The 23700-nt window shown below is 72.7% G+C and carries 22 protein-coding genes; 9 read left to right on the forward strand and 13 right to left on the reverse strand.

Annotated elements, in window-relative coordinates; all coding sequences use genetic code 11:
• Positions 1-10 precede the first annotated feature (10 nt).
• Both IE272_RS18090 and IE272_RS18095 read right to left on the reverse strand, forming a co-directional pair.
• Complete coding sequence (locus IE272_RS18090; protein ID WP_057661774.1) at positions 11-1708, reverse strand: AMP-binding protein; 1698 nt, start codon at positions 1706-1708, stop codon at positions 11-13.
• Positions 1705-2475 (reverse strand): SDR family oxidoreductase, encoded by a 771-nt coding sequence (locus tag IE272_RS18095; RefSeq protein ID WP_179890792.1) that lies wholly within the window; start codon positions 2473-2475, stop codon positions 1705-1707. The genes IE272_RS18090 and IE272_RS18095 overlap by 4 nt, the downstream gene beginning before the upstream one ends.
• A gap of 201 nt (positions 2476-2676) precedes the next feature.
• Here IE272_RS18095 and IE272_RS18100 point away from each other — a divergent pair, with 201 nt between their 5' ends.
• Positions 2677-3957, forward strand: coding sequence for an exo-beta-N-acetylmuramidase NamZ family protein (locus tag IE272_RS18100; protein WP_078961279.1), 1281 nt, complete (start codon positions 2677-2679; stop codon positions 3955-3957).
• 71 nt (positions 3958-4028) lie between these two features.
• Here IE272_RS18100 and IE272_RS18105 read toward each other — a convergent pair whose 3' ends face one another.
• Positions 4029-4511 carry a GNAT family N-acetyltransferase gene (locus IE272_RS18105; RefSeq protein ID WP_050359530.1) on the reverse strand — a complete coding sequence of 161 codons (483 nt, stop codon included), beginning with the start codon at positions 4509-4511 and terminating at the stop codon, positions 4029-4031.
• 234 nt (positions 4512-4745) lie between these two features.
• Here IE272_RS18105 and IE272_RS18110 point away from each other — a divergent pair, with 234 nt between their 5' ends.
• Complete coding sequence (locus tag IE272_RS18110; RefSeq protein ID WP_050359531.1) at positions 4746-5360, forward strand: hypothetical protein; 615 nt, start codon at positions 4746-4748, stop codon at positions 5358-5360.
• A 24-nt stretch (positions 5361-5384) separates the two neighbouring features.
• Here IE272_RS18110 and soxR read toward each other — a convergent pair whose 3' ends face one another.
• A complete protein-coding gene (soxR, locus tag IE272_RS18115) occupies positions 5385-5861 on the reverse strand; it encodes a redox-sensitive transcriptional activator SoxR (RefSeq protein WP_050359532.1) in 477 nt (158 codons plus the stop codon).
• Positions 5862-5974: 113 nt separating this feature from the next.
• Here soxR and IE272_RS18120 point away from each other — a divergent pair, with 113 nt between their 5' ends.
• Positions 5975-6436 (forward strand): MaoC family dehydratase, encoded by a 462-nt coding sequence (locus IE272_RS18120; protein WP_047175876.1) that lies wholly within the window; start codon positions 5975-5977, stop codon positions 6434-6436.
• Here IE272_RS18120 and IE272_RS18125 read toward each other — a convergent pair.
• The 3 genes from IE272_RS18125 to IE272_RS18135 form a co-directional block, all read right to left on the reverse strand.
• Complete coding sequence (locus tag IE272_RS18125; RefSeq protein ID WP_190007269.1) at positions 6427-7059, reverse strand: TetR/AcrR family transcriptional regulator; 633 nt, start codon at positions 7057-7059, stop codon at positions 6427-6429. The genes IE272_RS18120 and IE272_RS18125 overlap by 10 nt on opposite strands.
• 88 nt (positions 7060-7147) lie before the next feature.
• Positions 7148-7438 (reverse strand): YiaA/YiaB family inner membrane protein, encoded by a 291-nt coding sequence (locus tag IE272_RS18130; RefSeq protein ID WP_050359534.1) that lies wholly within the window; start codon positions 7436-7438, stop codon positions 7148-7150.
• Between the two features lie 88 nt (positions 7439-7526).
• Entirely contained in the window at positions 7527-8678 is a 1152-nt protein-coding gene (locus IE272_RS18135; RefSeq protein ID WP_050359588.1) for an acyl-CoA dehydrogenase family protein, read from the reverse strand.
• A 91-nt stretch (positions 8679-8769) separates the two neighbouring features.
• Between IE272_RS18135 and IE272_RS18140 the strand changes: the two genes are divergently transcribed.
• The 3 genes from IE272_RS18140 to ppk2 all read left to right on the forward strand — a co-directional run bounded on the left by IE272_RS18140 (position 8770) and on the right by ppk2 (position 11825).
• Positions 8770-9438: a TetR/AcrR family transcriptional regulator gene (locus tag IE272_RS18140; protein WP_050359535.1), complete on the forward strand. Its 669-nt coding sequence runs from the start codon at positions 8770-8772 to the stop codon at positions 9436-9438.
• Between the two features lie 355 nt (positions 9439-9793).
• Positions 9794-10774: a DMT family transporter gene (locus tag IE272_RS18145; protein WP_050359536.1), complete on the forward strand. Its 981-nt coding sequence runs from the start codon at positions 9794-9796 to the stop codon at positions 10772-10774.
• Entirely contained in the window at positions 10743-11825 is a 1083-nt protein-coding gene (gene ppk2, locus IE272_RS18150) for a polyphosphate kinase 2 (protein ID WP_190007270.1), read from the forward strand. The genes IE272_RS18145 and ppk2 overlap by 32 nt, the downstream gene beginning before the upstream one ends.
• Positions 11826-11833: 8 nt before the next feature.
• Here ppk2 and IE272_RS18155 read toward each other — a convergent pair whose 3' ends face one another.
• Together IE272_RS18155 and IE272_RS18160 are read right to left on the reverse strand one after the other, a co-directional pair.
• A complete protein-coding gene (locus IE272_RS18155; RefSeq protein WP_050359538.1) occupies positions 11834-12913 on the reverse strand; it encodes a Zn-dependent alcohol dehydrogenase in 1080 nt (359 codons plus the stop codon).
• A gap of 34 nt (positions 12914-12947) precedes the next feature.
• A complete protein-coding gene (locus tag IE272_RS18160; RefSeq protein ID WP_050359539.1) occupies positions 12948-14342 on the reverse strand; it encodes an aldehyde dehydrogenase family protein in 1395 nt (464 codons plus the stop codon).
• Positions 14343-14680: 338 nt separating this feature from the next.
• Here IE272_RS18160 and IE272_RS18165 point away from each other — a divergent pair, with 338 nt between their 5' ends.
• Positions 14681-15181 carry a DinB family protein gene (locus tag IE272_RS18165; RefSeq protein ID WP_190007271.1) on the forward strand — a complete coding sequence of 167 codons (501 nt, stop codon included), beginning with the start codon at positions 14681-14683 and terminating at the stop codon, positions 15179-15181.
• 14 nt (positions 15182-15195) lie between these two features.
• On the opposite strand, the gene IE272_RS18170 is transcribed toward IE272_RS18165, so the two are convergent.
• From IE272_RS18170 to IE272_RS18185, 4 genes are all read right to left on the reverse strand, one after another.
• Positions 15196-16533 carry an MFS transporter gene (locus IE272_RS18170; protein ID WP_190007272.1) on the reverse strand — a complete coding sequence of 446 codons (1338 nt, stop codon included), beginning with the start codon at positions 16531-16533 and terminating at the stop codon, positions 15196-15198.
• On the reverse strand, positions 16533-17993 hold the full coding sequence (locus IE272_RS18175) for a CitMHS family transporter (RefSeq protein WP_190007273.1): 1461 nt from the start codon (positions 17991-17993) through the stop codon (positions 16533-16535). The genes IE272_RS18170 and IE272_RS18175 overlap by 1 nt, the downstream gene beginning before the upstream one ends.
• A gap of 135 nt (positions 17994-18128) precedes the next feature.
• Positions 18129-20336: a molybdopterin-dependent oxidoreductase gene (locus IE272_RS18180; RefSeq protein WP_190007274.1), complete on the reverse strand. Its 2208-nt coding sequence runs from the start codon at positions 20334-20336 to the stop codon at positions 18129-18131.
• A gap of 218 nt (positions 20337-20554) precedes the next feature.
• Complete coding sequence (locus IE272_RS18185; protein ID WP_050359544.1) at positions 20555-21172, reverse strand: TetR/AcrR family transcriptional regulator; 618 nt, start codon at positions 21170-21172, stop codon at positions 20555-20557.
• Positions 21173-21399: 227 nt separating this feature from the next.
• On the opposite strand from IE272_RS18185, the gene hmgA reads away from it, so the two are divergent.
• Both hmgA and IE272_RS18195 read left to right on the forward strand, forming a co-directional pair.
• The gene (hmgA, locus tag IE272_RS18190) at positions 21400-22719 is read left to right on the forward strand and encodes a homogentisate 1,2-dioxygenase (protein ID WP_190007275.1); all 1320 of its coding nucleotides are present in this window, start codon (positions 21400-21402) and stop codon (positions 22717-22719) included.
• Between the two features lie 35 nt (positions 22720-22754).
• Positions 22755-23630 carry a GntR family transcriptional regulator gene (locus IE272_RS18195; RefSeq protein WP_179890793.1) on the forward strand — a complete coding sequence of 292 codons (876 nt, stop codon included), beginning with the start codon at positions 22755-22757 and terminating at the stop codon, positions 23628-23630.
• The last annotated feature ends 70 nt before the right edge of the window (positions 23631-23700 follow it).

The following is a 23700-nucleotide window of genomic DNA, read 5'->3' on the forward strand; positions in this document are numbered from 1 at the left end:
CGACGCCGTTCTAACGGGGGGAACGCAGTTCCCGCCTGAGGATCTTCCCACTCGCCGTCTTCGGCAGCTCGGCCAGGATCTCCACCTCGCGCGGATACTTGTACGCGGCGAGCCGTTCCTCGCAGTACGCGCTCAGCTCGCCGGGCTCCACCGAGGCCCCCGGACGCAGACTCACGTACGCCCGGACCGTCTCCCCCCGGTACGCGTCGGGCACGCCCACGACGGCCGCCTCGCGCACCGCCGGGTGGGTGTAGAGGACATCCTCCACCTCGCGCGGCCACACCTTGAACCCGGAGGCGTTGATCATGTCCTTCTTGCGGTCGACGACGTACAGCCAGCCCGCCGCGTCCATGAAGCCGATGTCGCCGGTGCGCAGCTCGCCGTCAGGGAAGGCGGCGGCCGTGGCCTCGGGGAGGTTCCAGTAGCCGGAGACGACCTGGGGGCCGCGCACCGCGATCTCGCCCTGCTCCCCGAAGGGGACCTCCCGGCCCGTCTCGTCGAGGATCCGGACGAAGGTGTCGGGGCCAGGTACGCCCACGGAGAGCGTGCCCGAGACCGGGTCCACCGGGGCCTCGTGCTCGGGCGGGACCGAGGCGCAGGGGGCGGTGCACTCGGTGAGTCCGTAGCCGTTGCGGATGTACGGGCCGAAGCCCGCGCGGAACTTCTCCACGAGCGCGGGCGGCAGCGGCGCGCCGCCGGAGGAGATCACCCGGAACGAGGCGAAGTGGTCCGGGGTGACGTCCGGATGCGCGGCCAGCGCCATGAAGGCGGTGGACGGGCCGACGGTGTAGGCGGGACGGTGGGCGGCGAAGGCCTCCAGGACGACGCCCGCCTCGAAGCGGTAGGCCAGGACGAGGGTGCCCGCGTTGCTGACGCAGGCGGCGAACTGGCAGACCATGCCGGTGATGTGGAAGAGCGGGGCGAGCGCGAAGTAGGCGGAACCCTCGGCGATCGGGTGACCGGCGCGCTGGCGTTCGGCGTTGACCATGATGTTGCCGTGGGCGTTCATCGCGCCCTTGGGGGTGCCGCTCGTCCCGGAGGTGTAGCTGATCAGCGCCACGTCGGCGGCGGTGAGCTCCCGGCCCTCGGGGGCCGGGTTCCCGGCACGGGCCGCGGTGAGCAGGTCGTCGGCGAGGTCGTCGGGGCCGGGGGCCGGGAGCCGCTCGAAGCCGAGGACGCGGGGGTCGTTCACGCTCTGGAGGTCCAGCTCGCAGGCGGTGAGCGCGATACGGAGGTCCGGGGCCGCCGCCGCGGTGTCCCGCAGATACGCCTCCCACGCCCGGTCCGAGCAGATCAGCGCGGTGACCCCGGCGTCCGCGAGGACGTGGCCGACCTCGCCGGACTTGTACATCGGGTTGAGGGGGACGACGGTCGCGCCCGCCTTCCAGGCACCGAGCAGCGCGAGGACGAAGTGCGGGCTGTTCTGGAGCATGATCGCGACCCGGTCGCCCCGGCGCAGCCCCCGGGCGGCGAGGTGTCCGGCCACCGAGTCGGACAGCCCGTCGGTCTCCCGGTAGCTCAGGCGGCCGTCGAAGTAGGCCAGCGCCGGGTGCTCGGGCGCGCGCCGGACGGCGTCCCGGAAGGAGTGCAGCACGGTCGCGGGCGGGGTGACGGGGGCGCGCTGGGCGTCGCTGAGCAGGGCGAGCCACGGCTGGGCGGCGTAGATCGAGCCGCCGGGGGCCGGAGCGGCGGAGGTCGGGTCGCTCATGCCTCGCTCGCCTCCCACTTCTGCTGGAGGCGGTTCATACCGCGCATCCACCGGTCGGGGTCGGCGGCGCGGGCCTGGTAGTAGCGGGCCACCTCGGGGTGCGGCAGGACCAGGAAGCGGTCGGCGTCCATCGCCTCGAACAGCGCGTCGGCCACGACGTCCGGTTCGACGGCCCCGGGGCCGAGGACCAGCTCGCCGGCCGAACCCGCCGCGGTGAGCATGTCGGTGCGGACGCCCTGCGGGCAGATCGCGTGGACCTTGATCCCGCGGTGGCGGTAGGTGAGCGAGAGCCACTCGGCGAAGGCGACCGCCCCGTGCTTGGTGACGCTGTACGGGGCCGCGCCGATCATCGTCAGCAGCCCGGCCGCGGAGGCGGTCGTGACGAACCGGCCGCTGCCGCGCTCCAGCCAGTCCGGCAGGAGGGCCCTGGCCGCGCGGACATGGGCCATCACATTGACGTCCCAGGCGGCCGCCCAGACCTCCTCGTCGGCGAACACGTCGCCGGGCGAGGCCAGGCCCGCGTTGGCGCAGTAGACGTCCACCGTGCCGTCCAGCGCCTCCCGGGCGGCGTCCACGATGCCCGAGGCGTCCCCGGCGACGGCGAAGCCGCCGATCTCCTTCGCGAGCGGCTCGATCCGCGCGAGGTCGAGGTCGTTGACGACGACCCGCGCACCCCCGGCGGCGAATCTGCGGGCCAGAGCGGCTCCGATGCCGCCTCCGGCCCCTGTGACCACTACGCCGGCGCCCTGCACCGTACTCATCGTCATCCCGCCCTTCCGATCCGGCTGCACCGGCAGACTAACCGGTCGGTATGTGATCCGGGAAGGGTCGGGCGCGGGCCGGACGGGGCCCGTACGGATCTCCGGGACCGGCTCGGGGAATCGGCGCGGTCCAGGTCGTTCCGTGCGGCCCCGGGCCGCGCTAGCGTGCGTGGCCATGACAGTCGGCGCGATCATGGAGGTTACGGAATGAGCCTGTCCCGACGTGGTGTGCTGGCAGCGGGAGGCGCCGTGGGAGCGCTCGCGGCGACAGCGGCGGGCGCCGGTCCCGCCGCGGCGTCGGCCGCCCCCGGACGCGGCTCCGGGCACGGGCGGGGCCGGGTCCTCACCGGTTTCGACCGGCTGGCGGCCGACGGCTACCGGCTGCTGCGGGGCCAGAAGGTCGGGGTCGTCACCAACCCGACCGGCGTCACGGCCGACGTCCGGCACATCGTCGACGTGATGCACCCGGACGCGCGCGTGAACCTGACCGCCGTCTTCGGCCCCGAGCACGGGTTCCGGGGCACCGCGCAGGCGGGCGGCTCCGAGGGCCGCTACGACGATCCGGCGACCGGGCTGCCGGTCTACGACACGTACCTCAAGAGCGGGCAGCCGCTCGCGGACGTCTTCACCGCCTCGGGCGTGGACACCGTCGTCTTCGACATCCAGGACGCGGGCGCGCGCTTCTACACGTACATCTGGACGCTGTACGACTGCATGGAGGCGGCGGCGCTCGCGGGCAAGCGCCTCGTCGTGCTGGACCGGCCGAACCCGGTGACCGGGCGGGCGGCGCTCGGCCCGGTGCTGGACCCGGCGTTCGGCACGTTCGTCGGCCGCCGGGAGATCGCGCAGGCGCACGGGATGACGGTGGCGGAGCTGGCGCTGTTCTTCAACGCGGAGTTCCTGCACGAGAATCCGGCGCGGCTGGACGTGGTGACGATGTCGGGGTGGCGGCGCTCGGACTTCTTCGACGAGACCGGGCTGCCGTGGGTGCCGCCGAGCCCGAACATGCCGACGCCCGAGACGGCTCTCGTCTACTCCGGCACCTGCCTCTTCGAGGGCACGAACCTCTCCGAGGGCCGCGGCACCACGCGCCCCTTCGAGCTGCTGGGAGCGGAGGGCGTCGACCACCGCTGGGCGGCCGCCGCGAACGCCCTGGAGCTGCCGGGGGTGGCCTTCCGCGAGGCGTACTTCGCGCCGACCTTCTCCAAGTTCGCGGGGAAGACGGTGGGCGGGGTGCAGGTGCACGTCCAGGACCGGGAGGTCTTCGACCCGGTCCGCACCGGGATCGCCCTGCTGGTGACGGCGAAGCAGAGCTGGAGCGGCTTCGCCTGGCGGCCGGACAACTGGATCGACAAGCTCACCGGGAACACCCGGGTCCGCACGATGATCGACGCGGGCGCCGACACCGACACGGTGGTACGGGCATGGCAGCAGGACCTGTCGGCGTTCCGGGCGAAGCGGCGGAGGTATCTGCGGTACGGCGGATAGCGCGGACGTCCCGGACCCGGCCCGCCGGGTCCGGGACGGCGGGTCCGGGACGGCGGGTCCGGGACGGCGGTTCAGCCGGTCAGGTCCAGGTCGCCGAGGCACTCGTCGTCCTCGGTGATGCCCCGCTTGCGGTAGCCGAGCCGGAGGTAGAACTCCTCCGGTCCGCCCTCGCCGGGCTTCCAGGTCACGGTCGAGACCGTCCCGCCACGCCGCCGGATCTCCTCGTTCACCGCTCCCACGGCGAACCGCCCGTACCCCCGGCCCTGCTCGCCGGCGGCCACAGCGAGCCGCCAGAGACCGGAACGGGGCGGGGCGTCCGGCACGTCGGCGTCGAAGGTGAACGGCACGTCGAAGAAGGCCATCACGAAGCCGACGACACGCTCGCCGTCGCAGATCAGCCGGGGCCAGGCGATGTCGGGATGCACATAGGCCTCGGCCAGGGACTGGGCGACCGGGGAGACGAACACGCGCTGCTCGGGTGCGACTTCCAGCCGACAGGCGGCGAGCACGGTGTCGGGGGTGACCGGTTCCAGGCGCGGTCGAGCTGCTGTCATGAGCGAACCCAACCGCACGGGACCGTGCCGCCGCCACCGGATTTCGGGCGCGCCCGCAAGGCCGCACGCCCTCGCACCACCCGCCCGCGCGCCGCTCCGCTTCGACCCGTGGCACCCCCTCCCACATGGGGAGTCTCGGCCAATGGACGGATTTCATCTTTCGATGGAGCCGAAACGGGCAGGCGTACGTCCATTCCTTGACGTCCAAGGACGAGCGACGGAGGTGGCGGTGTCATGGCCGGTTTCCGGAGTCTTGCGAGACAGGTCCGCGATCCGATGGGGGATCTGGCCCTGCGGCGGTATTCGCTGCGCAAGTGTTTGGAGAGGTTCGCCCCGTACGGGCACCGGGCGACCTGGGACCATCTGTGCGCCCGGCACGGGATCGATCCCGAGGACCGGGCGCCCGATCCGGCGAGCCTGCTGGGCGCGCTGGACGAGCTGGAGGAGGCGCGGGCGGTCTGGCTCGCGTACGAGGCGGGTTTCGCCGAGCGGCGGAGGCGCGAGAAGCACGCGGGGCTGCGGCGGCCCGGCGCGTTCGACGACTGGCACCGCCGCACCTGGGGCGGTCACGGGGTGGCCCGCTGCTCCGACCCGGGCGTCCATCCCACCGAGCCGCTCGCCGAGGTCCTGCGCCGGCTGATCACGGCTCTGGGCGCCGGCCCCGGCTCCGCCTGCCCGGTCTGTGCTGGCACCGGCATCGAGTGGCGGCAGGAGCGGGGCGAGGCGCCGTGGGCGGGCCCGGTGTGCACGGGCTGCGGGATCGCGGTGCCGCAGCCCGCCCTGACCGACCGCACCCTGGCCAGGGCCCGGCTGCCCCGGCACCGGAGGCCTGCCGCGGCGGCGGCGTGAGGTCGCGCGATCCCGTCGCGGCGGCTACGTGCGCCTGGGCGGCTTCCGGCCCTCGGGCATCAGCCGGGAACCGGTGATCCGCTCACCGACGATGTCGTCGGGGTTGGACAGCACGCAGGTCTCCAGCGACAGACAGCCGCACCCGATGCAGTCGGTCAGATGGTCGCGCAAGCGGTGCAACTGTCCGATGCGCTCGTCGAGTTCCTTGCGCCAGACCTCGGAGAGGCGGGCCCAGTCCTCGCGGTTCGGCGTGCGCTCCTCGGGCAGTTCGGCGAGCGCCTCGCGGATCGTGACCAGGGGAATGCCGACGCGCTGGGCCGCCCGGACGAAGGCGACCCGGCGCAGTGCGTCCCGTGAGTAGCGGCGCTGGTTGCCGCTGGTGCGGCTGCTGCTGATCAGGCCCTTGGCCTCGTAGAAGTGCAGGGCCGAGACGGCGGCGCCGCTGCGCGCCGAGAGCTGGCCGACCGAGAGTTCGTGGAGTGTCTGTGGGATCTGGGGCACCCCTCGAATCTACTGCCATGTCGTTGACAGGAACGCGCCGCACAACGATGCTGAGCAAGCGCTTAGACATCGCGCCTGATGGTGCGCCGAGCCGGAAGGCAGGAACCGGGAACATGGCAGAGCCGAGGATCTTCACGTCCGCGCAGGAGCTGCGGGACGGAGTGGGCGAGCAGCTGGGACACAGCGACTGGCTGGAGATCGAGCAGGAGAGGGTCGACCGGTTCGCCGAGGCGACCGGCGACCACCAGTGGATCCACGTGGACCCGGAGCGGGCGAAGGACGGGCCGTTCGGCACGACCATCGCCCACGGTTATCTGACGCTCTCGCTGCTGCCCGCACTGGTGCCGCAGGTGATGCGGGTCGAGGGCATGAAGATGGGCATCAACTACGGGACCAACAAGGTCCGTTTCCCCTCGACCGTCCCGGTCGGCTCACGGCTGCGGGCGACGGCGGTGCTCCGCGACGTCGAGGAGACCGGCGGCGGCGTACAGGTCACGGCGGTCGTCACGGTCGAGCGCGAGGGCAGCGAGAAGCCGGCCTGCGTCGCCGAGTCGGTGTCCCGCTACTACTTCTGAACCTGCCGGGCGCCGACCATCCGCAGGACGAGGCCGGCGTACAGTTCGCCGACCTCGTCGGGGGTCCGGCTGCCCTGGGCGTTGAACCAGCGGGCCACGTCGATGCAGAGGGACAGCACCGCGAGCGCGGTGCCGGGGACGTCGGGGACGTCGAACTCGCCGTCCCGCACCCCTTCACCGATGATCCGGCGCACCACCGCGTCGCTCCTGCGCCGCAGTGCGACGATCTCGGTGCGGTGCTCCTCGCCGAGGGCGTCGAGCTCGTACTGCACGACCCGGGCGGTGGTGTGCCGCTCCGCGTGCCAGCGGACGAAGGAGCGGACGGCCCCGGCGAGCCGTTCGGCGGCCGTGCCGTCCCGGTCCGCCTCGGTATCGAGGACGCACAGGGCCCGCTCGTGGCCGATCTTGCTGATCCGGTGGAGCAGCTCTTCCTTGGTCTTGTAGTGGATGTAGAGCGCGGCCGGGCTCATCCCGGCCCGGCCGGCGATGTCACGGGTGGTGGTCGCGTGGTACCCGCGCTCGGCGAAGGCGTCCACGGCGGCGACGAGGAGCCGCCTGGCCGCCTCGGGAGTGACCTCGCCCCACGGCGCGTCCTCGCCGCTCGTCTCCTGCGCCGCACACATCGCCCAAGGCCCCTCTCCGTCAACAGGACGAACACCATACCCCGAACCTGAGCAAGCGCTTAGGGATTGTCCTGTCGATCTTGCCGGGTCAGAGCTTCTGGAAGGGGTCGTGCTCGGCGAGGATCTTCTCCAGCCTGGCCTGGTCCACCCGGCTGACGATCTGCCCGGCCTCCTGGCGGTCCCTGATCACCTTGGCGAGCGTGAAGCAGGACGTGACCAGGTAGAGCACACCGATGGCGAGGAAGCCGCGCACCCAGGCGTCGGCGTCGAGGAAGAAGATACCGAAGGCGACCGCGGCGATCGCCACCATGAAGGAGGCGACGGCCTGCATGTAGAAGGCCGCGGTGCTCTGCTGCTTGACCGATGTCGTGTCACTCATGGGTTCAGCATCCGCCGACGTGGCGCACGCCACATCCGTGCCCGTACTCAGGCCGGTACTCAGACACACGTACGAACACGCGTGCCGGTCAGAAGGCGGAGACGCCGGTCAGCGCGCGGCCGATGATCAGCTTCTGGATCTGGCTGGTGCCCTCGTAGAGCGTCATCACGCGGGCGTCCCGCAGCAGCTTACCGACCGGGTACTCGTCAATGTAGCCGTAGCCGCCGAAGACCTGGAGGGCGTTGTTGGCGCAGCGGACGGCGGCCTCGGAGGCGTACAGCTTGGCCTTGGACGCGGCGGTGGCGAATTCCTGGCCCCGGTCGATCAGGTCGGCGACCCGCCAGGTCAGCAGCCGGGCGGCGTCCACGTCCACGGCGATGTCGCTGAGCAGTTCCTGGACGAGCTGGTGGCGGGCGATGGCCTTGCCGAACTGTTCGCGTTCACCGGCGTAGCGCACGGCCGCGTCCAGGGCCGCCTGCGCGATGCCCACGCAGCCCGCCGCCACGGACATCCTCCCCTTGGCCAGGGCGGACATGGCGATGGAGAAGCCCTTGCCCTCGGGTCCGAGGAGAGCCCCGGCCGGTATCCGGACGTCCTGGAGGACCAGTTCGGCGGTGGCCTGGCCGCGCAGGCCGAGCTTGCCGTGAATGGTGCGGCGGGTGAGGCCGGGGGTGTCGGTGGGGACGAGGAAGGCGGAGACGCCCCGGTGGCCAGGGGTGTCGTTCGTGCGCGCGAAGAGCAGGACGACATCGGCCCAGGTGCCGTTGGTGATGAACATCTTGGTCCCGTTGACGACGTAGTCACCGCCGTCGCGCACGGCCCTGGTGGCGAGGTTCCCGGCGTCCGAACCGGTGCCCGGCTCGGTGAGGCCGAAGCAGCCGATCGCCTCGCCCGCCGTCAGCCGGGGCAGCCACTGCCGCTTCTGCTCCTCGCTCCCCCAGGTCGCGACGGTCTTGGCCACGAGACCGAGCGATACGGAGACGATGCCGCGCACCGAGGAGTCGCCGCGTCCCAGCTCCTCGGTGACCAGGCAGTAGGACAGGTGGTCGCCGCCGGAGCCGCCGTACTCCTCGGGGACGGTCAGGCCGAGGAAGCCGACGTCCCCGAGCTTCTTCACGATCGACTTGTCGACGTTCTCGGCACGGTCCCACGCGACGGCATGGGGGGCGACCTCGCGGGCGACGAAGTCCTCGGCCAGCTTCCGGACGGCTTCCTGCTCCTCGCTGAGCGTCAGGTCCATCGTGCCCACCCACTGTCTCTCGGGAGCGCCGCTCGGGCGCACTTTAATTAGCACTGCTAGTTTCTGGTTCGCAGGCCCTACTATGAGCCGCATGGCCCGACCGCGCAAGCCCCTCCTCAGCAGAGACCGCATCGTCGGGGCGGCGAGCGCGCTCGTGGACGCCGAAGGGCTCGACGCCGTCTCCACGCGGCGGCTGGCGGCCGTCCTGGGGGTCAGCGGGCCCTCGCTCTACAACCACTTCCGCAACAAGGAGGAGATCCTCGACGCCGTCGCCGACGCGGTCTCCGTACAGGTCGATCTGTCGATGTTCGAGGAGTCGGACCCGCGCGACTGGCGCGAGGCCCTGCACGACTGGGCGCTGTCCTACCGGGCCGCCCTCGCCGCGCACCCGCACATCGTCCCGGTGCTCGCCCGGGGCCCCGGGCGCCGCCCGGCGGGGCTGCGGGTCGCCGACGCGGTGTTCGGGGCGATGACCGGCGCGGGATGGCCGCCCGCCCAGGCCACCCGGATCGGGGCCCTGATGCGCTACTTCATCACCGGTTCCGCGCTGGGCTCCTTCGCCGGAGGATTCGTCGACGACGAGACCGCCTACGACCCCGCCGACTACCCGCACCTCGGCCAGGCCCACCTGCTGGCGGACCACCGCCGCCAGGTCGACGAAGGGGCCTTCGAGACCGGGCTGCGGGCCCTGCTGGACGGCCTGGCGATCCAGTACGAACAGTACGCACGACCCACGGACGGGCGCCTGTCCGACGCTTGAGGACGGGGCGAGCGGCTCCTCCGGCCGTCCGGTGCTGGAGGACGGGGGGCGAGCACCCCATCCAGCCCGTCCGGCGTTTGAGGACGGAACCGGTGCTGGGGATGGGCGGCTCCCCTGCTTCCCGGACACGGAGGGGTCACCCGGTGCCAGCTCCACGGTTCCGTCCTCAAACGCCGGACGGGCTGAGGTGGCTGAGCTCCGTCCTCAAACGCCGGACGGGCTTGGGTGGCGGGCTCCGAACACGGGGCGGGCGGGGGTGGCGGGCCCCGACCAGGTGGGTGGCCCGTCGGTCGTCGATTGACGGGACTCGACAATTCGGTGGGGGGCGCAGCGTTCCGGCTCTACGGTCGTGGCCATGACGACGACCCCGACACCCCTTCCGGTCTCCCCGCCGGCCCACCGCTGGCGGGCCCCCGCCGCCGCCTGCACCACCGTCGTGCTGTGGGCCTCCGCCTTCGTGTCCATCCGCAGTGCGGGCGAGTCCTACTCCCCCGGCGCACTCGCCCTCGGGCGGCTGGTGACAGGCGCGCTGGTGCTCGGGGCGATCCTCCTCGTACGACGGGAAGGACTGCCCGGGCGTGGCGCCTGGCGCGGAATCATCACCTCCGGCGTGCTCTGGTTCGGGCTCTACATGGTGGCGCTCAACTGGGGCGAGCAGGAGGTCGACGCCGGGACGGCGGCGATGCTGGTGAACATCGGGCCGATCCTGATGGCCCTGATGGGCGCCCGCATGCTCGGCGAGGGGCTGCCGCGCCGCCTGCTGCTGGGGATGGGCATCTCGTTCTCGGGCGCGGTCGTCGTCGGCCTGGCGATGTCCGGGCACGGCAGCTCGTCCGTGCTGGGCGTGGCGCTGTGCCTGCTGGCCGCGGTCGTGTACGCGCTGGGCGTGGTGAGCCAGAAGCCGGCCCTCGCACACGGGTCCTCGCTCCAGATCAACACCTTCGGCTGCATGATCGGAGCCGTCGCCTGCCTGCCGTTCACCGGGGTGCTGGTCTCCGAGGCGGCCGACGCCCCCATGTCCGCCACGCTGAACATGATCTATCTGGGCGTCTTCCCGACCGCGCTGGCCTTCACCACCTGGGGCTACGCCCTGGCCCGGACCACCGCGGGCCGGATGGGCGCCACCACGTACGCCGTCCCGGCGATCGTCGTGCTCATGGCGTGGGTGCTGCTCGACGAGGTACCGACGCTGCTCGGCGTCCTGGGCGGCGTGCTGTGCCTGGTCGGGGTGGCGGTCTCCCGGAGCCGTCAGCAGACTGGGGCCACACGCGGAAATCCGGCCAGGCCGGTGGAGGGATCCCGTCATGACGAGGAGCGCCAAGCGGAACGGACGTAACGGAACCGAGGGCAAGGCAGGCAAGGCACCCAGCGGGACCGAGGGCGAGGCACCCAGCGGGGCCGGGGGCCGAGCAGGGCGGGACGAGCCCGTCGCCCCCGGGGCGAGCGAGCGGGCCGCCCGTCTCGGCGGCCCGTACCTCGACGGGTTCGGCGTGGTCGACAGCGGCGACGACGATCCGGTCCTCGTGACGCCGGAGGGCCACGCCCGCGACGCCTGGCGCGAGGACTACCCGTACGACCGCAAGCTGCGCCGCCGCGACTACGACAAGGCCAAGCGGGCGCTCCAGATCGAGCTGCTGAAGCTCCAGCACTGGGTGAAGGAGCGCGACGAGCGGCTGGTGATCCTCTTCGAGGGGCGGGACGCGGCGGGCAAGGGCGGCACGATCAAGCGGTTCACCGAGCATCTCAATCCGCGTGGCGCGCGAGTGGTGGCCCTGGAGAAGCCGACCGAACGCGAGCGCACCCAGTGGTACTTCCAGCGCTACACGGCGCATCTGCCGAGCGCCGGGGAGATCGTGCTGTTCGACCGCTCCTGGTACAACCGGGCCGGGGTCGAGCGCGTGATGGGGTTCTGCACGACCCGGGAGTACCTGGAGTTCATGCACCAGGCGCCGGGCTTCGAGCGGATGCTCGCCCGGGACGGCATCCACCTGGTGAAGTTCTGGTTCTCCGTCTCCCGCAACGAGCAGCGCAACCGTTTCATGATCCGGCAGATCGACCCCGTACGGCGGTGGAAGCTGAGCCCCGTCGACCTGGCGTCGCTGGACAAGTGGGACGAGTACACGGAGGCGAAGGAGCTGATGCTCTTCCACACCGACACGGCGGACGCGCCCTGGACGGTGGTGAAGAGCAACGACAAGAAGCGGGCCAGGCTGGAGGCGATGCGGCATGTGCTGGACCGCTTCGACTACCCCGGCAAGGACCCGGAGACGGTCGGGAAGCCGGACCCGCTGATCGTGGGCCCGGCCTCCCGGCTGTTCGAGGAGGGCGAGATGGACGCCCGGCTGCTGGGCCCGGTGACGTCGACGTCCCGGACCACGGACTTCTGAGCGGGTCTCTAGAAGACGACCAGGGCGCGGCCGCCCTTGCCCGCGAGCATGTTGTCGAAGGCGGCGGGGATGCCGTCCAGGGCGATGTGCTCGGTGACCATCATCGACAGGTCGAAGCGGCCCGCGCGGATGTGGCCGGCGAGGACGGGCAGGTCGCGGGCCGGGTCGCTGTTGCCGTAGACGCAGCCCGTGAGCGACCGGCCCCAGTGGAAGATCTCCAGGGCGTTGAAGGTGACTTCCTGGTCCTTGCCGCCGATCCCGACGACCGTGGTGCGCCCGCCGCGCCGGGTGGATTCCCAGGCTGCCCGGATCGTCGCGGGCCGGCCGACGCACTCGACGGCGACGTCCGTTCCCTGGCCGCCCGTCAGCTTGCGGATCTCGCGCGGGGTGGTGGCGGAGGCGACGAGGTAGTCGGTCGCCCCGGCCCGCCGGGCCAGCTCCTCCTTGGCCGGGGAGACGTCGACCGCGATGATCCGGGAAGCGCCCGCGATCCGGGCGGCCTGGAGCACGGCGAGGCCGACGCCGCCGATCCCGAACACCACGACGCTCTCGCCCTCGCGGACCCGGGCGCTGTGGTGGATCGCCCCGTAGCCGGTCAGGACCGCGCAGCCGAGGAGGGCCGCGTCGGTGAGCGGGATGCCGTCGGGGGCGGGAAGCACGCAGTTCGCGGCGACGACGGTCTCCTCCGCGAAGGCCGCGACGTTGAGACCGGGGTGGAGGTCGGTGCCGTCCGCCGTACGGGCGTGGAGACCGGCGGTCCCCTTCAGGGCGTCGGCGCAGAGCCACACCTCGCCGATCCCGCAGTGGAAGCAGGCCCCGCAGGAGGGGGCCCAGTTGAGGACCACGCCGTCGCCGGGGGCCACATGCGTGACGCCCTCGCCGACGGACAGGACCGTGCCGGCGCCCTCGTGGCCGAGGACGGCGGGCACCGGGACGCGCATGGTGCCGTTCGACAGGGACAGGTCGGAGTGGCAGACCCCGGCGGCGGCGAGGGCGATACGCACCTGGCCGGGGCCGGGCTCCGGCAGGACGATGTCGGTGATCTCCAGCGGAGCTCCGACGGCGGGCAGTACGGCGGCGCGGACCACGAACAGACTCCTTGCGAGGGAAGGGTTACGGGGGTCAGAACTGGAGCGACTTGGTCTGGAGGTACTCCGCCAGACCGTGCGGCCCCAGCTCGCGGCCCACCCCCGACTGCTTGTAACCGCCGAACGGGGCCAGCGGGTTGAACCGGCCGCCGTTGATGTCGACCTGCCCGGTGTCCATCCGGCGGGCGAAGGCCACCGCCTCCTCGTCGTCGGCCGCCCATACGGCGCCGGCCAGCCCGTACACGGTGTCGTTGGCGATACGGAGGGCGTCCTCCACGTCCTCGTACCGCAGGATCGAGACCACCGGGCCGAAGATCTCCTCGCGGGCGATCGTCATGTCCGGGGTGACGTCGGCGAAGACGGTCGGGCTGACGTAGTAGCCGGTCTCCAGCGGCGCGTCCGGGCCGCCCGCGATCAGCCGGGCGCCCTCCTCGACGCCCTTGGCGATGTAACCGCGCACCCGGGCCTGCTGCTTGGCGTTGACGAGCGGGCCGACCCGCTCGCCGACCACGTACTTGGTGACGGCGTTCGCCGCGAGCTCCACGGCCTCCTCGTACCGCTCGGCGTCCACCAGCATCCGGGTCCAGGCGCTGCACGTCTGGCCGGAGTTGCTCATCACGTTGGCGATGCCGACGTTGACCGCCCTGGCGAGGTCCGCGCCGGGCAGGATCACGTTGGCGGACTTGCCGCCCAGCTCCAGGGCGACCCGCTTGACGGCGGCCCCGGCGGTGGCGCCGATCTGCCGGCCCACGGCGGTGGAGCCGGTGAACGAGACCAGGTCGACGTCCTCGTGGGCGGCGAGCGCCTGGCCCGCGACCGGTCCGAGGCCGGTGACCAGGTTGAAGACGCCGGGCGGCAGTCCGGCCGCCTCGGTGGCTTCCGCGAAGAGCTGGGCGGTGAGCGGGGTGTCCTCGGCGGGCTTGAGGACGACGGTGCAGCCGGCGGCGAGCGCGGGGGCGACCTTGGCGACGATCTGGTGGAGCGGGTAGTTCCAGGGGGTGATCGCGCCGACCACCCCGACCGGCTCCAGCAGCACGGTGGAGTTGCCGATCCGCTCCTCGAAGGCGTGCCGGGCGGCCAGTTCGGCGTACGAGGCGGCCACCAGTACGGGCACCCCCGCGTGGACCATCTGCGACAGCGGCAGCGGTGAGCCCAGCTCGGCCGTGATGGTCCCGGCCAGTTCGTCCTTGCGGGCGGCCAGCGCGTCGGCCAGCGCGGTGAGCCGGGCGGCGCGTTCGGCGGGCGGGGTCGCGGCCCAGGCGGGGAAGGCGGCGCGCGCGGCCCGTACCGCCGCGTCGACGTCCTCGGCCGTCCCCGCCGGCACGTGGGCGATGACCTGCTCGTCGACCGGGTTCACGACCGCGATCGTGTCCTGGCCGGCGGCGGGCCGCCACGCACCGTCGATGTACATCTGGTCATGGGCCTTCATGGCTGTTTCCTCCCGGACGTGCGGTGCGGAGCCGTGCTGTGCGGAGCGCCGGAGCCGTGCGGCGCGGGGCGACACGTCGCACCCGCCCAAACTAGCGCCGTTAGTTTTCTGACGCCAGGGAGCCACCCGAGACGCCCGTCACGCCCGGCACGCACGCCCCGGCACCGGCGCGTCACCGCCGCTGACGCCCCGGCACGGGCGCGTCACCGCCGCTCCCCCTCTCCCTCTCCTCGCCCGCCCTCCCGATCTTGCCGGAACGGCATGACGCCTTGCCCTGACGGCCGCAGCCCGGCCAAGACTGGGGCGAGCACGTGAACGCGGATTCCCAGGAGGCAACCATGACCACCGCACCCCGCCCCCGACGCCGCCGGGACACCCCGCCGCCCCGGACCGGGGCCGGCGAGGCCGAGGTGCTGCGCGGATTCCTCGACTACCTCCGCGACTCGGTCGCCGCGAAGGTCGCGGGCGCCCGGGAACCGGGGGTACGCGCCGCCGGGGTGCCCTCGGGCACGAATCTGCTCGGCCTGCTCAACCATCTGACCTCCGTCGAGCGGTCCCTGTTCCTCGGGGAGCGGGTCGACGACTGGCCGGCGACCTTCCACGCCGCACCCGAGGACGGCGTGGCCGAGGTCGTCGCCCGCTACCGGGAGGCGGTCGCGGAGGCGAACGGCGTACTCGACACCTGTGCCGACCTCGGCGCACGGGTGCCCCGCCCGCACCCGGAGGACTCCGCCCCCAGCGCCCGTTGGGCGCTCACGCACATGATCGAGGAGACCGGCCGCCACGCCGGTCACGCGGACATCCTCCGCGAGCTGATCGACGGCTCGACGGGGCGCTGAACCGGGCGGGCCCCTCAGCTCCGCGGGGCACCGTCGACCCCGGGCCGCCGGACGGGGGCGGTTCCCGTCTCCGTCGGTGCGGGACCGGACTCCGGCCGTACGGGGGCGGCCGCGGACTCCGACGGTGCGGGCGCCGTCCCGCTCTCCCCCGGCGCGGGGGCGGACTCCGGGCGTCCCTCGCCGCGCAGCCCGAGGCCCGCCGCACCGACCAGGAGCACGCCGAGCAACGCGAACGGCGCCGCCACTCCCACCGCGCCCGCGATCAGACCGGCCGCGGCGGGGGCGGCGACCTGGCCGAGCCGGTTGCCGGTCAGCCGGAGGGCGAGCGCGGTGGACCTGGCCCGGTCGGGCGCGGCCCGGACCACGGTGGTCATGGACAGCGGCTGGCCGACGCCGAGGCAGAAGCCGAGCACGGCGAGCATGACGGCGAGGACCGGGACGGACACGGGGAGGGCGACGCCCGCGCAGAGGAGCCCGGCGAGCAGGCAGCTGGTGGCCAGCAGGACCCTGCGGCCCAGCAGCCCCAGCAGCGGCGACATGACCAGTCGGCAGGCGATCGTGGCGGCGGCCCGCAGGCTCAGCAGCAGCCCGACGGTGGCCGGCGCGATGGAGCGGTGTTCGCCGACGACCGGCAGGTAGGCGGTGAGGATGTCGGTGGCGGACAGCACCGCCATGCTGATGAAGATGCCCGCCGGGACGCCGCGCGCGCCCAGGATCGCGCGGACCGGGACCTTGTGGCCGGGCTTGCCTCCGGCGCCTTTCGCCCGGCGGTGCTCGATGCGCCAGAGCGAGGTGAGGGCGACCGCGGCGACCGCGGCCGATACGAGGAGGGCCAGCGCGCTCGTACGCCCCAGGGTTCCGCCCTGTCCGGAGATGAGCGCGCCCGCGGCGACCGGGCCGATGAGCTGGCCGAGCGAGGCCCCGATCGTGAAGTGCCCGAAGTTGCGGTCCTGCTCGTCGGGCGCGGACTGCCGGGCCACGATCGACTGCGCGCCGATCACGAAGCACAGGTGGCCGAGGCCCATCACCCCGCTCCAGGCGGCCATCGCGGGCAGCGAGGAGACGATGCCGCTGAGCGCGCAGCCGCCGGAGATCAGGAGCACGCCGAGCGGCAGCAGGGGCGCGCAGCGGCCGTGGTCGGTACGGCGCCCCAGCGGTACGGCGACGAACAACGGGAGCAGGGCGTAGACCCCGGCGATGACGCCGACGGCCGCCTCGTCGGCGCCGAGCGCGAGGGCCCGGTAGGAGACGGCGGGCCGCGCCATCGACACCGCCCCCTGCGCGAAGGCGAAGGCGATGACGAGGCGCAGCAGCCAGCCCCTGCCGGGCCCGGTCCGTGGTTCGGGTGCCATTACATGATGCCGAAGAGGATGCCCGCCCCGAGCACCACGAGCGAGGTGAGCACGGCCCACTTGACGGTGAAGCGGGTGTGGTCGCCGAACTCGACCTTCGCCATGCCGACGAGGACGTACACGGCGGGCACGAGCGGCGAGGACATGTGCAGGGCCTGACCGGCCAGGGAGGCGCGGGCGATCTCCAGCGGCGAGACCCCGTGGGCCGCGCCCGCCTCGGCGAGGACGGGGAGGACGCCGAAGTAGAAGCCGTCGTTGGACATGAAGTAGGTGAGCGGCAGGCTGAGCAGGCCGGTGACGATGGCCATGTGCGGGCCCATCGCGTCGGGGACCGCGCCGACGACCCAGTCGGCCATGTTCTCGACCATGCCGGTGCCGGTGAGGACTCCGGTGAAGACGGCGGCCGCGAAGACCATGCCGGAGACGTTGAGGACGTTGTCGGCGTGCGCGGCGATCCGGGCCCGCTGGTCGGGCATGTGGGGGAAGTTGACGGTGAGCGCGAGGGCCGCGCCGAGCAGGAAGAGCACCGGGATCGGCATCAGTTCCATGATCATCGCCGTCAGCAGGGCGGCGGTGAGTCCGGCGTTGAACCAGTAGAGCTTCGGGCGGAGCGTGGACCGGTTGGGGTCGAGGCCCTGGAACTCCTCGTCGTCGGCCTCGTCCGCGGGGCCGGCCGCGGGATCGGCGTCGGCGCCGGTCCCCGTACCGCCCCCGGAGGCGGAGGCGCCCTTGCGGAGGCGGTCCTCGCCGCCGGCGCCGCCGGTGCTGCCGCCGCGCGTGCTGCCCGCGCCGGTGGACACGGTCTCCTGCTCCGGCTCCCGGGCGAGCGCCTCGTCGAGCGTCAGCATGCCCAGGCGCTTGCGCTCCCGGAGGCCGAGCACGTACGCCAGCACGAACACGGCGAGCAGACCCATGGCCAGCGCCGGGATCATCGGCACGAAGATCTCGGAGGCGTCCAGCTTGAGGGCGGTGGCGGCACGGGCGGTGGGGCCGCCCCAGGGGAGGGTGTTCATGACGCCGTTGGCGGTGGCCGCGACGCCGGTCATGACGACCAGGCTCATCTTCAGGCGTTTGTAGAGGGGATACATCGCCGAGACGGTGATCATGAAGGTGGTGGAACCGTCGCCGTCCAGCGAGACGATCGCGGCGAGCACCGCCGTACCGACGACGATGCGCATCGGGTCGGCCCGGCAGAACTTCAGGATGCCCCGGACGATCGGGGCGAACAGGCCGACGTCGATCATCACGCCGAAGTAGACGATGGCGAACATCAGCATGGCCGCGGTGGGCGCGAGGTTACCGACGCCTTCGATGACGTAGTCGCCGAGCTGCGCTCCCTGTCCGACGGCGACACAGAACAGTGCGGGGATCAGTACCAGCGCCGCGATCGGCGACATCTTCTTCGTCATGATCAGGACCAGGAAGGTCGCGATCATGGCGAAGCCGAGGATTGTCAGCATGGGGGATACCTAACGTTCATCCTTGAACTCCCACCGGTCTCGGCGGTCCGGATGACGTTAGGGGCGCTCTCGCGGCGTTAACAAGATGTTGACGTGTGAGCAATACGAGCAAAACCCCAGGTCAACACGGTGATGCTAGAGAGCGGGGGTCACGGAGACCGGAATGGCGTTCAGTACGGCGGTGCCGGACAGCGGATCCAGGAGCGTCCCGTCGAGCAGCTGGTTCACGTTCGCCCCCGGGTGGGCGGCGGCGACCGCCATACGGGTGCCGGGGCGGCTGTGGCCCCAGCCGTGCGGCAGGCTCACCACCCCGCTGCGCACGGTGTCGGTGATCTCGGCGGGGGCCTCGATCCCGCCGCCCGACGACTCGATCCGGGCGGTGGCCCCGTCCACGAGCCCGAGGCGGGCCGCGTCGTCGGGGTGGATCTGGAGGGTGCAGACGTTGGACCCGCCGGTGAGCGAGCCGACGTTGTGCATCCAGCTGTTGTTGGACCGCAGATGGCGGCGGCCGACGAGGACGAGCGGGGCGGGCCGGTCGCCCAGTGCCCGGCGCAGCCGCGGCAGATCGGCGGCGATCGGCTCCGGGAGCAGTTCGATGCGGCCGGAGCGGGTGCGCAGGACCTCCGTGACACGGGGTTTCAGCGGGCCGAGGTCGATGCCGTGCGGGTGGGCGAGGAGCTGTTCCAGCGTCAGCCCGTACGGGCCGAGGCGCAGCATCAGGTCCAGTCGCCGTTCGGGGCCGTTCTCGCCGGTGAGACCGGCGGCCAGCTCCTCCGGGGCCCCGGCGCGGGTGAGGGCGGTGCCGATGGCCTGGTCGTCGACGGCGGACGGCGGCGCGCCGTGCAGGCCGCTCACCGCGAGGACGAGCCGGGCGTGGATCTCGCTCTCGTCCATCCGGCCGTCCTCCAGGGGCACGGCGGCGCGGGTGTAGCGGACCTGGTTGTGCACGGCGAAGCCGTTGAACGCGAAGTCGAAGTGGGCGCTCTGCGAGGGCGGCGGCGGGGGAAGGACGACGTCGGCGTGCCGGGAGGTCTCGTTCAGGTACGGGTCGACGCTGACCATGAAGTCGAGTCCGTCGGCGAGGGCCGCGTCGAGGCGGTCGCCGTCGGGCGCGGAGAGCACGGGGTTGGCCGCGATGACCAGCAGGGCGCGGATGCGGCCCTCGCCCGGGGTGTCGATCTCCTCGGCCAGGGCGGCGATGGGCAGTTCGCCCTTGGCCTCGGGGTGCCCGGAGACCCGGCTCGACCAGCGGCCGAGCGCGAAGCCCTTGCCCGGGACGGCTTTACGCGTCCCTGGTTCGGCGGGCCGCGGGGCGCGCGCGGTCGCGGAGAGCGGGAACAGCGCGCCGCCCGGCCGGTCGAGGTTGCCGGTGAGGATGTTGAGGACGTCCACCAGCCAGCTGGCGAGGGTGCCGTGCTCGACGGTGCAGCTGCCGATGCGCCCGTAGACGGCGGCGGTGGGGGCGGCGGCGAGTTCGCGGGCGATGGCGGTGATGGTGTCCGCGTCCACGTCGCAGGCGGCGGCCACGGCGTCCGGGGTGAAGCCGTCGAGGGCGGCGGCCAGTTCGTCGATCCCCTCCAGGTGTCCGGCGAGCGGACCGGGGTCGGCGAGCTTCTCGTCGATGAGCGTGTGCGCGAGCGCGGCCAGCAGCAGGGCGTCCGCGCCGGGCCGGATCGCGACGTGCCGGTCGGCGAGGCGGGCGGTGCGGGTGCGGCGCGGGTCGATGACGGTGAGGGTGCCGCCGCGCCTGCGCAGGGCCTTGAGCCGGCCGGGGAAGTCGGGGGCGGTGCAGAGACTGCCGTTGGACTCCAGCGGGTTGGCCCCGATGAGGAGGAGGTGGTCGGTGCGGTCGAGGTCCGGTACGGGGATGGCGTGCGCGTCGCCGAAGAGCAGGCCGCTGGAGACGTGCTTGGGCATCTGGTCCAGGGTGCTCGCGGTGAACACGTTGCGGGTGCGCAGCGCCCCGAGCAGCAGGGGCGGGTAGAGGGAGCCCGCCATCGTGTGCACGTTGGGGTTGCCGAGGACCACGCCGACCGCGTTCGGCCCGTGGGTCTTCGTCAGCTCCGGTATCCGTGCGGCGATCAGGTCGAACGCCTCGCTCCAGGCAGCCTCGCGCAACTCCCCGTCGTCGCCGCGCACGAGGGGGACGCGCAGCCGGTCGGGGTCGGCGTCGAGCCCTCCGAAGGAGGCCCCCTTGGGGCAGATGAAGCCCCGGCTGAAGATGTCGTCGCGGTCGCCGCGCGCACCGGTGACGGTGGTTCCCTCGATGGTCAGGGTGAGGCCGCAGGTGGCTTCGCAGAGGGGGCAGATACGCGGTGCGGTGCGGGTGTTGTCGTGGGACATGGGCCCTCCCCGGGGCGGCGGCGGTGGCAGGACGACGTCGGCGACATGGACCGGGCGGGCGTGGGAGCCCCGGCACGGGCGAGCATACCGACCGGTACGCACGGTGGGGAGGTGTTGCGCGGAGGAGAAGGCGAGGAGGGAGCGAGCGGGCCCCACCACGGACCCCGATCACGGACCCGACCACGAACCCGCCCAGGGACCGGGCCAGGGATCCCCGCTCAGTCGAGCGTCTGGGCGAGGTAGGACCTGACCAGGGTCCGCGTCTCGGCGACGATGGCCGCGTCCCCCGACGGTTCGGTGCGGAAGGCCAGTTGGAGGAGCGCGTCGGCGGCCTCGACGCTCACCAGGATCGCCCGGTACAGCCCCTCGTCGGGCCGGCGGCCGAGGTGGCCCGCGAGCAGTACGGCGAGCCGGTCCGCCAGGCGCCGGTTGGCGTCGTCCGCCGCGTCGGCCGGGAGCGGTGGCCCGAAATCGACGAGCGCGAAGCCGGGGACGCTCCGCTTCATCGCCAGGTACTCGTCGAGCACCGCGTCGATGGCGGCCCGCCAGTCGGCGGCGGGGAGGTCCGCGAGCCGGGCCGTGATGCGGTCGGCGTAGGTGTCCAGGTTGCGCAGGGCGAGGGCGTCGACGAGCGCGCGCTTGTTGGAGAAGAACCGGTAGACGGAGCCGATGGGCACCTCGGCGCGCTCCGCGACGGCCCGGGTGGTGAGCTGCTCGTATCCGGTCTCGTCGAGGAGGCCTGCGCAGGAGTCGAGTATCCGGGCCAGCCGGTCGGCGCTGCGCTGCTGCACGGGGGCGCGGCGGAGGTTCGGGTTGACATGGGGCACGGGCCCCATGATGCCGTGCCCACTCCACCGGGCGGACGGCAGTGGCTGCCCGGCGGACGGCGGCGGCGCCCGGCGCCGGGAACCCCCGTCTCCCCGCACCCGCCGCCACGAGCGCGACACGGGCCCCGAATGGCGCGATGTATGCCGTTGACGTGCCCCGCTCTGATTCCTACGGTAGTACATAGGATTCGTCGTCCGGCGGATCCGATGGCTTTCTTGGGCACCGGGAGTGCGGGATGAGCGCGATCGACCAGGCGAGGAAGACGGCCGAGGGGCTGACGTATTCCTCGGGCTTCGGCAACGAGCACGGCTCGGAGGCGGTTCCCGGGGCGCTGCCGCACGGCCGCAACTCCCCCCAGCGCGCCCCGCTCGGGCTGTACGCGGAACAGCTGAGCGGCTCCGCCTTCACCGAGCCGCGCGCGGACAACCGCCGTTCCTGGCTCTACCGGATCCGCCCCTCGGCCGCCCACCCGGCGTTCACCCGGACCGACAACGGGGGCCTGCGTACCGCGCCCTTCACCGAGACGGTGCCGGACCCGAACCGGCTGCGCTGGAACCCGCTGCCCGACCCCGCGCCCGGCACGGACTTCCTGAGCGGCCTGTGGACCCTCGGCGGCAACGGCGACGCCGCGCAGCGCACCGGTATGGCGATCCACCTGTACAACGCCGACACCTCGATGACGGACCGCGTGTTCAGCGACTCCGACGGCGAGCTGCTGATCGTCCCCGAGCGCGGCGGACTGCTGCTGCGCACCGAACTGGGCCTGCTGCGCGCCGAGCCGGGTCATGTCGCGCTGATCCCGCGCGGGATCCGCTTCCGGGTGGAGCTGCTGGAGGAGACCGCGCGCGGTTACGTCTGCGAGAACTACGGCCGCCCGTTCGCGCTGCCCGATCTCGGCCCGATCGGCGCCAACGGCCTGGCGAACGCCCGGGACTTCCTCGCGCCCGTCGCCGCGTACGAGGACCACGAGGGCCCGGTGGAGGTGGTCAACAAGTTCTGCGGGAACCTCTGGTCGGCGACGTACGGCCACTCGCCGCTCGACGTGGTGGCCTGGCACGGCAACCACACCCCGTACGTCTACGACCTGCGCCGGTTCAACGTGATCGGCACGATCAGCTACGACCACCCCGATCCGTCGATCTTCACGGTGCTGACCTCGCCGTCCGACACCCCGGGGCTGGCCGGGGTGGACTTCGTCGTCTTCGCCCCGCGCTGGCTGGTCGGCGAGGACACCTTCCGCCCGCCGTACTTCCACCGCAATGTGATGAGCGAGTACATGGGCCTGATCGACGGGGCGTACGACGCGAAGGCGGACGGCTTCGTCCCGGGCGGCGGCTCCCTGCACAACATGATGTCGGCGCACGGCCCGGACCGGGCGACCTTCGACCGGGCGAGCGCGGCGGAGCTGAAGCCGCAGAAGATCGACGACGGCCTGGCCTTCATGTTCGAGACCCGCTGGCCGGTCACGGCGACCGCGCAGGCAGCCGCCGCCGAACACCTGCAGCGCGGCTACGACGACGTGTGGCAGGGTCTGAGCCGCAACTTCCGGCCGTAGACGGCGGAAGGCCGGAGGGGACGGGACGGGACGACGTGACAGAGAGCCAGGAGAGAGCCGGGGCGGATGCCCAAGGGACCGACGGCGACGCCACGACCGGGACCGACGGGGGCGCAGTCGTCGGGGCCGGGGCGGACGCCCAGGCGGTCCCGGTGCCGCACCCGCCGGCCTTCGCCCCCGACTCCCTCGTCCTGAACCGGAAGCTACCGCTCTGGTATCAGGTCTCCCAGTCCCTCCGAGCCTCCATACTGGGCCGCCCGCAGGACGCCTCCGCCCGGCTGCCCACCGAGGAGCAGCTCGCCGCGCACTACGGGGTCAGCGTGCTCACGATGCGCCAGGCGCTCAAGGAGCTGGAGACGGAAGGACTGATCAGCCGGCACCGGCGGCGCGGCACGTTCATCGAGCCGCGCGCCCGGCGGGTCTCCCCGGTCCGGCTGCTGGGCTCGGTCGACGCGATCGTGGCCCAGCAGTCCGGGGAGGCGACGACCGTTCTCGGCCACGGTCCGACGGCGGTGCCCGGTGATCTCGCCGAGTTCTTCCCGGACTGCGCCGAGGTGACCTGCTACCGGCGGCTGCGCCGCGACGAGGAGAGCGACGAGCCCACCAACTGGGCGGAGAACGCGGTCCGTCCCGACATCGCCGCCCGGATCGACGTCGCCGACCTCGAACGCTGGCCGATGACCAAGGTCCTGCGTGACGTCGTCGGGGTGAGGATCTCCCGGATCACCGACACGGTGGAGGCCCGGCTCGCCGACCCCGTCACCGCCGAGCTGCTCCAGGTCCCGCTGCTCAGCCCGATCCTGCACTACACGGGCGTGACGTACGACGAGGAGGGGCGCGTGGTGGACGTGGCCCGGATCCGCTACCGGGGCGACCGGTTCTCCTTCTCCGTGACGGTGGAGGCCCACTGACCCAGCCCCACGGGGACGCCGCCCGCCGTTACGATGCGAACGGGTGACGGCGGACAGGGGAGGACGGGCA

Source organism: Streptomyces anulatus, assembly GCF_014650675.1.
Taxonomy (GTDB): Bacteria; Actinomycetota; Actinomycetes; order Streptomycetales; family Streptomycetaceae; genus Streptomyces; species Streptomyces anulatus.